The organism is Halomonas sp. 707B3 (assembly GCF_024158645.1).
In the GTDB taxonomy this organism is placed as follows: Bacteria; Pseudomonadota; Gammaproteobacteria; order Pseudomonadales; family Halomonadaceae; genus Vreelandella; species Vreelandella lionensis.
The window spans coordinates 1-9,852 of the sequence record NZ_JAMZBE010000136.1; the positions used below are offsets into that span (position 1 = coordinate 1).

The 9,852-nt window shown below is 56.1% G+C and carries 8 protein-coding genes; 7 read left to right on the forward strand and 1 reads right to left on the reverse strand.

Going from position 1 to position 9,852, the window contains the following annotated elements; genetic code table 11:
• The 5 genes from BIS10_RS14985 to ilvN form a co-directional block, all read left to right on the forward strand.
• A partial coding sequence (locus tag BIS10_RS14985) for a pseudouridine synthase (protein WP_253506279.1) occupies positions 1-366 on the forward strand: 366 nt, incomplete at its 5' end.
• On the forward strand, positions 363-1,118 hold the full coding sequence (gene pgeF, locus BIS10_RS14990) for a peptidoglycan editing factor PgeF (protein ID WP_062362812.1): 756 nt from the start codon (positions 363-365) through the stop codon (positions 1,116-1,118). The genes BIS10_RS14985 and pgeF, both read left to right, overlap by 4 nt.
• A gap of 127 nt (positions 1,119-1,245) precedes the next feature.
• Positions 1,246-3,825 carry an ATP-dependent chaperone ClpB gene (clpB, locus tag BIS10_RS14995; protein WP_253506282.1) on the forward strand — a complete coding sequence of 860 codons (2,580 nt, stop codon included), beginning with the start codon at positions 1,246-1,248 and terminating at the stop codon, positions 3,823-3,825.
• Between the two features lie 459 nt (positions 3,826-4,284).
• A complete protein-coding gene (locus tag BIS10_RS15000; RefSeq protein WP_253506284.1) occupies positions 4,285-6,009 on the forward strand; it encodes an acetolactate synthase 3 large subunit in 1,725 nt (574 codons plus the stop codon).
• Positions 6,009-6,500, forward strand: coding sequence for an acetolactate synthase small subunit (gene ilvN, locus BIS10_RS15005; RefSeq protein WP_030074339.1), 492 nt, complete (start codon positions 6,009-6,011; stop codon positions 6,498-6,500). The genes BIS10_RS15000 and ilvN overlap by 1 nt, the downstream gene beginning before the upstream one ends.
• A 92-nt stretch (positions 6,501-6,592) precedes the next feature.
• Here ilvN and ilvY read toward each other — a convergent pair whose 3' ends face one another.
• The gene (gene ilvY, locus BIS10_RS15010) at positions 6,593-7,480 is read right to left on the reverse strand and encodes an HTH-type transcriptional activator IlvY (RefSeq protein WP_044630357.1); all 888 of its coding nucleotides are present in this window, start codon (positions 7,478-7,480) and stop codon (positions 6,593-6,595) included.
• A 194-nt stretch (positions 7,481-7,674) separates the two neighbouring features.
• Here ilvY and ilvC point away from each other — a divergent pair, with 194 nt between their 5' ends.
• Complete coding sequence (gene ilvC, locus BIS10_RS15015) at positions 7,675-8,691, forward strand: ketol-acid reductoisomerase (RefSeq protein WP_253506286.1); 1,017 nt, start codon at positions 7,675-7,677, stop codon at positions 8,689-8,691.
• Between the two features lie 146 nt (positions 8,692-8,837).
• The gene (pssA, locus tag BIS10_RS15020) at positions 8,838-9,725 is read left to right on the forward strand and encodes a CDP-diacylglycerol--serine O-phosphatidyltransferase (protein WP_230835082.1); all 888 of its coding nucleotides are present in this window, start codon (positions 8,838-8,840) and stop codon (positions 9,723-9,725) included.
• Positions 9,726-9,852: the final 127 nt, after the last annotated feature.

Genomic DNA, 9,852 nt, shown 5'->3' on the forward strand with positions numbered 1-9,852 from the left:
GGTATGCAACTCATCGATGAACAGGATCACTCGTCCCTCTTCTTGGTAGAGCGCTTTCGTGCTCACACCCACGTACGCTGCCAGCTAGAAACCGGTCGCACCCACCAAATTCGCGTGCATATGGCCCACGCCCGCTATCCGCTGATTGGCGACCCGCTCTACAGTGGCCGTGCCAAACTTCCGCCGGGGGCTGCCGGGCCGTTAAAAGAGATTTTGCGCGAGTTTCCTCGCCAAGCGCTGCATGCTCGCAAACTGAGCTTTGTGCACCCCGTCAGTGGCGAAACCCTCACTTTTCAAGCCGATCTGCCCGATGATCTACTAATGTTATTGGACTACCTGCGCGAAGATAGCGAGACCATGCGATGAGCGATGCCATTGACCTGCGCCCGACGCTACTGCTACCGGATTGGCCCGCGCCCGCCAACGTGCGGGCCTTTGTGACCACCCGTGAAACCGGGCCAAGCCAGAACGACTTTGCTGCCTTCAACCCGGCAACCCACGTTGGTGATAACGCTGACCATGTGGCGCTGTGTCGGCGGCTAATGCAGAAAGAGATCGGTGATGACCGCCCGCTGCTGTGGCTAAACCAAACCCATGGTGCCCGGGTGCAGCAAGAGTACCAAAGCACTCCCCCAGAAGCAGACGCCGCCGTGGCTAATAGCAGCGAGTACGCTTGCGTGGTACTCACGGCAGACTGTTTGCCGGTACTGTTCTGCAACCGCCAAGGCACCCAGGTCGCGGTAGCCCATGCGGGTTGGCGGGGGTTGGCAGGCGGGGTGCTAGAGGCTACGGTGGCCGCGATGAACTGTGACCCCAGCGATATTTTGGTGTGGCTAGGTCCGGCTATTTCCAACGCCCAGTTTGAAGTGGGCCCGGAAGTTTATGGTGCCTTTGTAGCGGTACATCCTGAAACCGCCGATGCCTTTGATCACAGCCCCTATCGGCTTGGTCACTACATGGCTGATTTATATCGGTTGGCGCGCTTTCGCTTAGAGGAGTTAGGGATCCATCATATTAGCGGCGGGCACTTCTGTACCGCCTGCGAATCGCGCTTCTACTCCTACCGCCGCGACAATGGTCACACCGGCCGTATGGCGAGTGTGATCTGGATCAACTAAGAGTCACTTGAAATACGTGGATATGACCCCACCTAACTTGTCAAGCTAATCGTCTTTAGCACGTTCAACAACAAGTTATCGGGAAGCGCCGTGGGTCCAAACGCACGGCTACCCCAGGAGGCACTCCATGCGATTCGATAAATTCACTGCCAAATTACAGGCTGCCATTGCGGAAGCGCAGTCCCTCGCGGTAGGCCACGGCCACAACCAGCTTGAACCAGTGCATCTGCTGCTGGCGCTGATCGACACCAAAGATACCGGCATTAAAGCGCTGATTGAAAAAGCCGAAGGCAGCAGCTCGCGCCTGCGTGACGGCTTGCAGCGTCAAATGGACGACCTGCCCAAAGTCAGCCAGTTCGATGGCGATGTTCAACCCTCCCGCGACTTCGTTAAGCTGGTTAATCTCACCGACCGCGAAGCGCAAAAGCGCGGCGACCAGTTTATTGCTTCTGAGCTTGTGTTGCTGGCTGCGCTGGAAATGAACAGCGCCATTACCAAGCTGATGAAAGAGGCTGGACTCAGCCGTAAAACGTTAGAGGCGGCGATCGACAGCCTGCGTGGCGGCTCCCGCGTTGATGACCCCAACGCCGAAGATCAGCGTGAAGCGCTGAATAAGTACACATTGGACCTCACCCAGCGCGCGCTGGACGGCAAGCTCGACCCTGTGATCGGTCGCGATGACGAAATCCGCCGTACGATTCAGGTGTTGCAGCGTCGCACCAAGAACAACCCGGTGCTGATTGGCGAACCTGGTGTGGGTAAAACCGCCATCGTCGAAGGCCTGGCTCAGCGCATCGTTAACGGTGAAGTACCCGAAGGTTTGAAAGAGAAACGCGTGCTGTCGTTGGATATGGGCGCGCTGCTCGCCGGAGCCAAGTTTCGCGGTGAGTTCGAAGAGCGCCTGAAAGCCGTGTTGAAAGAGCTCTCCCAAGAAGAGGGACGAGTGATCCTGTTCATCGATGAGTTGCATACCATGGTGGGCGCTGGAAAGGCCGATGGCGCCATGGACGCGGGCAATATGCTCAAACCAGCGCTGGCGCGTGGTGAGCTGCACTGTGTGGGCGCCACCACGTTGGATGAGTACCGCCAGTACATTGAAAAGGACGCCGCGTTAGAGCGCCGCTTCCAGAAAGTGCTGGTGGATGAACCCACCGAGGCCGATACCATCGCCATTCTGCGTGGTTTGAAAGAGCGCTACGAAGTGCACCACGGCGTTGATATTACCGACTCGGCGATTATTGCCGCCGCTAAGCTTTCTACGCGTTACATTACTGACCGCCAACTGCCGGACAAAGCCATCGACCTGATCGATGAGGCAGCATCGCGGATTCGTATGGAGCTAGACTCCAAGCCCGAAGAGATGGACCGCCTTGATCGCCGCCTCATCCAGCTCAAGATGGAGCGGGAGGCGCTGAAAAAAGAGACCGACGAAGCGAGCAAAAAACGCCTGGAGGCGCTGAATAACCAGATCCACGATTTAGAGCGTGAGTACGCTGACTTGGATGAGATCTGGAAAGCGGAAAAAGCCAGCATCCAAGGCGCGGCGCAGTTTAAAGCGGAGCTTGAGCAGGCGCGTATTGATCTTGAGCAGGCGCGTCGCCAGGGCGACTTAGGCCGTATGTCAGAAATTCAGTACGGCAAGATTCCCGCGCTGGAGAAGAAAATCAGCGAGGCGGGTGAGGGTGAAGCGGATACCGCTAGCCACCAACTGCTGCGCTCTAACGTCACGGAGGAGGAGATTGCTGAGGTGGTCTCCCGCTGGACGGGCATCCCAGTGTCCAAAATGCTGGAAGGCGAGCGGGATAAACTGCTGCGTATGGAAGACGCCCTGCACGAGCGTGTCATTGGCCAGCATGAAGCGGTAGAGGCCGTGGCAAACGCGGTGCGTCGCTCGCGGGCTGGCCTTGCCGATCCCAACCGTCCTAACGGCTCGTTCCTGTTCCTCGGCCCGACCGGGGTGGGTAAAACCGAACTATGTAAGTCACTGGCAAACTTCCTGTTCGATACGGAAGAAGCCATGGTGCGCATCGATATGTCGGAGTTTATGGAGAAGCACTCCGTGGCTCGCCTGATCGGCGCGCCTCCCGGCTACGTCGGCTATGAAGAGGGGGGCTACTTAACCGAAGCAGTGCGCCGCAAGCCCTACTCGGTGCTGCTGCTGGATGAGGTGGAAAAAGCGCACCCGGATGTGTTCAACATTCTGCTGCAAGTGCTGGAAGATGGCCGCTTAACCGATGGCCAGGGTCGTACCGTCGACTTCCGTAACACCGTGATTGTGATGACCTCCAACATGGGCTCAGACATTATTCAGCGAATGGGCGGGGATGATAACGACTACGAGCTGATGAAAAACGCGGTGATGGAGGTAGTGGGTAATCACTTCCGCCCTGAATTAATCAACCGCATCGATGAAGTGGTGGTGTTTCATGCGCTGGGCCAAGAGCAGATTCAGGCCATTGCCGGTATTCAATTAGAGCGCTTGAAAGGGCGGCTCGCGGAACACGACCTGAGCCTGGAGATTAGTGATGATGCCATGGCGCAGCTAGCGGTGGTGGGTTTTGACCCTGTGTTTGGGGCGCGGCCACTCAAGCGGGCCATTCAAAGCCGCATTGAAAACCCGCTGGCTCAAGACCTGCTGGCAGGCAAGTATGTCCCAGGCGATACCATTCACATCAGCGCCAATGAAGGCAAACTAGTGTTTAGTTAATTGCGCAATGAAATAGGGCAAATGCCCCGTCAGCACCGCTGGCGGGGCATTTTTTTGCGCTTACTGCGACCTTTGTTGCGTTTGAAGGGATCGGAGGTTGACAGGCTAAGGGCGCTAATGGAATCTTGTGGGTTCCTGATTTGCGGGCGCGGAACCAACGGGCAACCCCTGATCCCCGCGCGAAGGGTAGGCTCACGCCTCTACCCGCCGAAGGACTTCCGGGCTTAGGCTAACCGCCTGACCTGGCCAACGCCCCGACACGGCAAACCGCCGTGTAAGGGAACCGCTCTTTATGGTTGCCATAAATGAGCATTCCCGATGAGAGTGCAGGCCCTAACCGGGCCATATTGCCAGGGTTTGGCATCAGGTGCCGGCATGGGCCGGCAGCGGCATACCGCCGCACTCGACCCCGCAGGATGTCCTGCGGATCGCACTCGAGACCTCCAGGGGAGAAACACAGTGGAACTGCTTTCCGGCGCAGATATGATCGCCCGCTTCTTGCAAGATGAGGGCGTCGAGTACATTTATGGTTATCCCGGTGGTGCGGCGCTGCATATTTACGATGCGCTGTTCCGTCAAGATAAAGTGAAGCACATCCTCGTGCGTCACGAACAGGCCGCCACTCACGCTGCCGACGGCTATGCCCGTGCCTCCGGCAAGCCCGGCGTGGTGCTGGTGACCTCTGGCCCCGGCGCTACCAACGCGGTGACTGGCATTGCGACCGCCTACATGGACTCCATTCCTATGGTTGTTCTGTGCGGCCAGGTCATGAGCCACTTGATTGGTGACGACGCCTTCCAGGAAACCGATATCGTCGGCGTGACGCGTCCTATCGTGAAGCACAGCTTCTCGATTCGTCACCCGTCCGAAATCCCAGAAGTGCTGAAAAAAGCCTTCTATCTGGCATCGACCGGTCGTCCTGGCCCGGTGGTGGTTGATATCCCCAAAGATATGACTGCCCCCACCGAACGCTACGAGTACGTTTACCCGAAAAAGGTCAAGATGCGCTCGTATAACCCAGTGACCCGTGGCCATACTGGGCAGATCAAAAAAGCCGTCGAAATGATGCTGAAGGCCAAGCGCCCAGTGTTCTATACCGGTGGCGGTGTGGTAACAGGCAAGGCAAGCGAAGGCTTGACCGACTTGGTGAAGCAGCTTGGCTTCCCGATTACCACCACGCTGATGGGCATTGGCGCGTATCCGCAAAGCGACCGCCAGTGTTTGGGCTGGCTGGGTATGCATGGCTCGTATGAGTCCAATATGGCCATGCACCACGCTGACCTGATTATTGCCATTGGCGCGCGGTTTGATGACCGAGTGACCAACAATACGTCGAAGTTCTGCCCGACGGCGAAGATCATCCACGTCGATGTCGACCCAAGCTCGGTATCCAAAACCGTGCGTGCAGACGTGCCGATTGTTGGCCCGGCGTCCAGCGTCATCAACGAGATGATTAGCTTGGTGCAGGGGCACTCCATTGCGCATCCAGAAGCACTGACCGATTGGTGGCAGAAGATCGACGGTTGGCGTGCCGATCGCGAAGGAAAGCTCTACGAGCCTTCCAAACCCGGCGAAGTGCTGAAACCGCAAGAAGTGATCGAAGCGCTGTGCCGAGTGACCCGTGGCGAAGCGTACGTCACCACGGACGTGGGTCAGCACCAGATGTTTGCGGCGCAGTACTACAAGTTCGATAAGCCGAATCGCCTGATCACCTCTGGCGGGCTAGGCACCATGGGCTTCGGTTTCCCGGCCGCCATGGGCATCAAACAAAACTTCCCGGAAGACGATGTGGTGTGTGTCACCGGTGAGGGCAGCTTCCAGATGATGATGCAGGAGCTCTCTACCTGTAAGCAGTACGGGGTAGGGGTCAAAATCGTCAACCTGAACAACGCATCGCTAGGCATGGTGCGCCAATGGCAGGATTTGAACTATAAATCTCGCCATGCGCACTCCTATATGGAGTCGTTGCCCGACTTCCATATGCTGATTGAAGCATACGGGTTCACCGCGATCACCGTGAAGACGCTAGACGAGTTGGAGCCGGCGCTTGAGCGTGCCTTTGCCAACAAACATGAGCTGGTCTTCCTGGATGTGAAGGTCGACCCCCATGAGCACGTCTATCCGATGCAGGTACCGCTGGGTGCTATGCGTGACATGCTGCTGTCTAAAACGGAGCGTACCTGATGCGTCATATCATCTCGATTCTGATGGAAAACGAACCGGGTGCGCTGTCACGTGTGGTCGGGCTCTTCTCCCAGCGTAACTTCAACATCGAAACGCTGAACGTGGCACCGACGGAAGACCCGTCGCTGTCCCGCTTAACGGTCACTACTGTTGGCGACGACCGGGTGATTGAACAGATCACCAAGCACCTCAACAAGCTGATTGATGTGGTCAAGCTGGTGGATCTCACCGAAGGTAACCACATTGAGCGTGAGCTGATGCTGGTGAAGGTGAAAGCGCTTGGCGCTGCCCGCGATGAAGTTAAGCGTACGGTGGATATCTTCCGTGCGCAGATCGTCGACGTGACGCCTAGCCTCTACACGGTGCAGATTACCGGCGACGCTTCAAAGCTGGATGCCTTTCTACAGGCCATGGCGCCGGTGGGTATTCTCGAAGTAGCGCGCACCGGGGTATCCGGTATTGCCCGGGGCGATAAAGTACTGTCCTTGTAAAGGTTCGCTTTACAGTAGTACTTGTATTGCTAAAAGCCGCCCATTCGCTGGGCGGCTTTTTTGTGTACTGTGCTTTAGTGATAAATAGTGCGTTAACGTGGATTAACCGCCGCCCAAAACGCATCAATCATCGGGTTTTTTAACCGCCGGTTCAGCACGCAGAGGCCGACATCATAGTGGGGCAGCTCCGGTTTGACGTTAAGTACCTGTACCCGTTCCGCCAGCGGGCTATTATCCAGCACGATCTTGGGGACAACGCCCACACCGAAGCCAAGCCCGACCATACTCACAATCGCTTCGTGCCCGGCTACCTGGGCGTAAATGCGCGGTGCAATACCCATGGCTTTGAACCAGGTGTTGGCGTATTCCCTGGAGAGGCCTGCTTCCGACAAAATCATCGGCACGTGCTGCCACTGCTCTGCGGTGGAGCTTTCTGGTTGAGGCGGCAGCCACGCGTGGGGCTCGGTGGGTGCAATGAACAGCAGTGGCGAGCGGGTCAGCGACTTGAAGGCCAGCGCGCTAGGCGGAATACGCGGGCGAGGAGTAATCGCCATATCGTCTGCGCCTTCCAGCACTCGCGACATCGCATCGGCGGGGTCACCAGTATGCAGCTTTAGCTCAATGCCGGGGTGGCGTGTACGTACATCGCTGAGTAATTCATACAGAAAGCTGTAGCTCGCCGTGACCGAGCAATAAATGCTGATCTCCCCGCTGAGTTGTGCTGTGGTGGCGGCCAAGGTGCGTTTTTGGGTTTCCCACTGCTCTAGCGTCTCTTTGGCATAGTGTTGGAACGTGATGCCTTGAGGGGTTAGCGTCACGTGGCGGTTATCGCGCTCGAATAGGCGAGTGCCTAGCTCGCTCTCTACCTGTTGAATAGAGCGGCTCAGCGTCGAGGGGCTAATGTGGCAAAGCTCGCTGGCACGGCCAAAATGCAGTGTGTCGGCCAGGGTGACCACGTGTTTGAGTAGACGAAAATCCATAAAGGCCGACACCCTAAGCGTGATTTCATAATATGAAATAGTATGTTGCAAACATAGCGTTTTACGCAACGGCTGCTCTATCGTAGAGTGACCTCAACGCCGAATCCCAGTGCTGCATAAGACGGCACGGGTGGCCATCAACGCTGACCTATACGCTATAAAAATTTGATATTACCGACTTCTGGAGTCTCGCCATGCACGTTTATTACGATAAAGATTGCGACCTGTCCCTGATCCAAGCCAAAAAAGTTACCATCGTTGGCTATGGTTCGCAGGGCCATGCGCATGCTAACAACCTGAAAGAGTCTGGCGTCGATGTCACTGTCGCACTGCGCAAAGGCTCCTCTTCTGCAGCGAAAGCAGAAGCGGCTGGTTTAAAAGTGGCGAGCGTGCCGGAAGCGTGCAAAACCGCTGACGTGGTCATGATCTTGGCGCCGGACGAAAACCAAAAAGCCATCTACGAGCAGGAAGTTGAGCCGAACCTGAAAGAGGGCGCGACGCTGGCGTTCGCCCACGGCTTCAACATTCACTACAACCAGATTGAGCCGCGCAAAGACCTCGACGTGATCATGATCGCGCCGAAAGCGCCGGGTCACACCGTTCGCTCTGAGTTTGTTAAAGGCGGCGGTATTCCTGACCTGATCGCGATTCACCAAGATGCGTCTGGCAGTGCTAAAGAGCTGGCGCTCTCCTACGCAGCCGGCGTTGGCGGTGGTCGCAGCGGTATTATCGAAACCACCTTCAAAGACGAAACCGAAACTGATCTGTTCGGTGAGCAAGCGGTACTGTGCGGTGGCGCAGTTGAGCTGGTAAAAGCAGGCTTTGAGACGCTGACTGAAGCAGGCTACGCACCGGAAATGGCTTACTTCGAGTGTCTGCATGAACTCAAGCTGATTGTCGACCTGATGTACGAAGGCGGCATCGCCAACATGAACTACTCCATCTCCAACAACGCAGAGTATGGCGAGTATGTGACCGGCCCTGAAGTCATCAATGATGAGTCGCGTGCCGCCATGCGCAATGCACTCAAGCGTATCCAAACGGGTGAGTACGCTAAGATGTTCATTCAGGAAGGCAGCACTAACTATCCGTCCATGACGGCACGTCGTCGCCTGAACGCGGAACACGAAATCGAGCAGGTAGGTGCCAAGCTGCGCGGTATGATGCCGTGGATTGCTGCCAACCAGCTGGTCGATAAGTCCAAGAACTAATCGATTAACTGATTTGCTAACGCCCCGAGGCTCTGTCTCGGGGCGTTTTTCGTTGTCTACGGCAATTGGCTGGCTGCCTCGGCGTCACCGTGTAGAATGAGAAGAGACCACTTTTCGTGTGACTTTACTTCAAATGGATGACACTTATGACCCAGGATGCTCGCGATCAAGAGCACGAAAATACGCAGCCTTCCGATACGTCGGCCAGCGGTGAATCACCCCAGCAAACATCAAGTAGTGATGATGCTGTCGGCAATGAAGACCTAGCTACCGCGTTCTTGCGGGAAACCGAGGTCGTTGAAGAGGCCGTGGAGGATGGCAAGAAGATTCGCCGTAAAGGCATCTACCTCTTGCCTAACTTATTCACTACCTCTGCGCTCTTCTCTGGCTTCTTTGCGGTTGTGGCTGGGATTAACGGTGAGTTCACATCCGCAGCGGTCGCCATTTTCATTGCTATGGTGCTAGATGGCTTAGATGGCCGAGTTGCCCGGATGACCAATACTCAAAGCGAGTTTGGCGCGGAGTATGACAGTCTTGCCGATATGATCTCGTTTGGCATGGCGCCTGCACTGGTTGCCTTTACCTGGATTCTCCAAGATATCGGTAAAACCGGTTGGGTGGTCGCGTTTCTGTATGTGGCTTGTGCCGCGCTGCGCTTAGCACGCTTTAACGTACAGATTGGTAGTGTCGATAAAAAGTGGTTTATCGGTTTGCCCAGCCCGTCTGCAGCGGCGCTGGTTGCTGCCAGCGTATGGACGTTCCATAGTTTTGATGCCGATGCATTTGGTTTCAAGCTGTTGATGCTCGTCGTAGTAGGTGCGGCAGGTATTTTGATGGTCAGTAACATCCGCTACTACAGTTTTAAGGATCTGGACTTCAAAAAGCCCGTACCTTTCGTTGTGCTGTTGGCGGTAGTGCTTGGGTTCGTGATGATCTCAGTAGAGCCCTCCGTTATGCTGTTGCTGCTATTTGCAGCGTATGTGTGTTCAGGCCCTGTTCTGGCCGTTATGCGCAAGGCAAAACCCAAGCGCTGAACTTTTTTGAAACTTTTTCACATTAGCCCTTGCCAACCCGGCCGCGAATCCGTAAAGTACGCATCCGCTGCCGGGGACGCCCAGCGTTACCAGCGGTGAAAGAGGTTGAAAAACCTCTGGTTTGTCA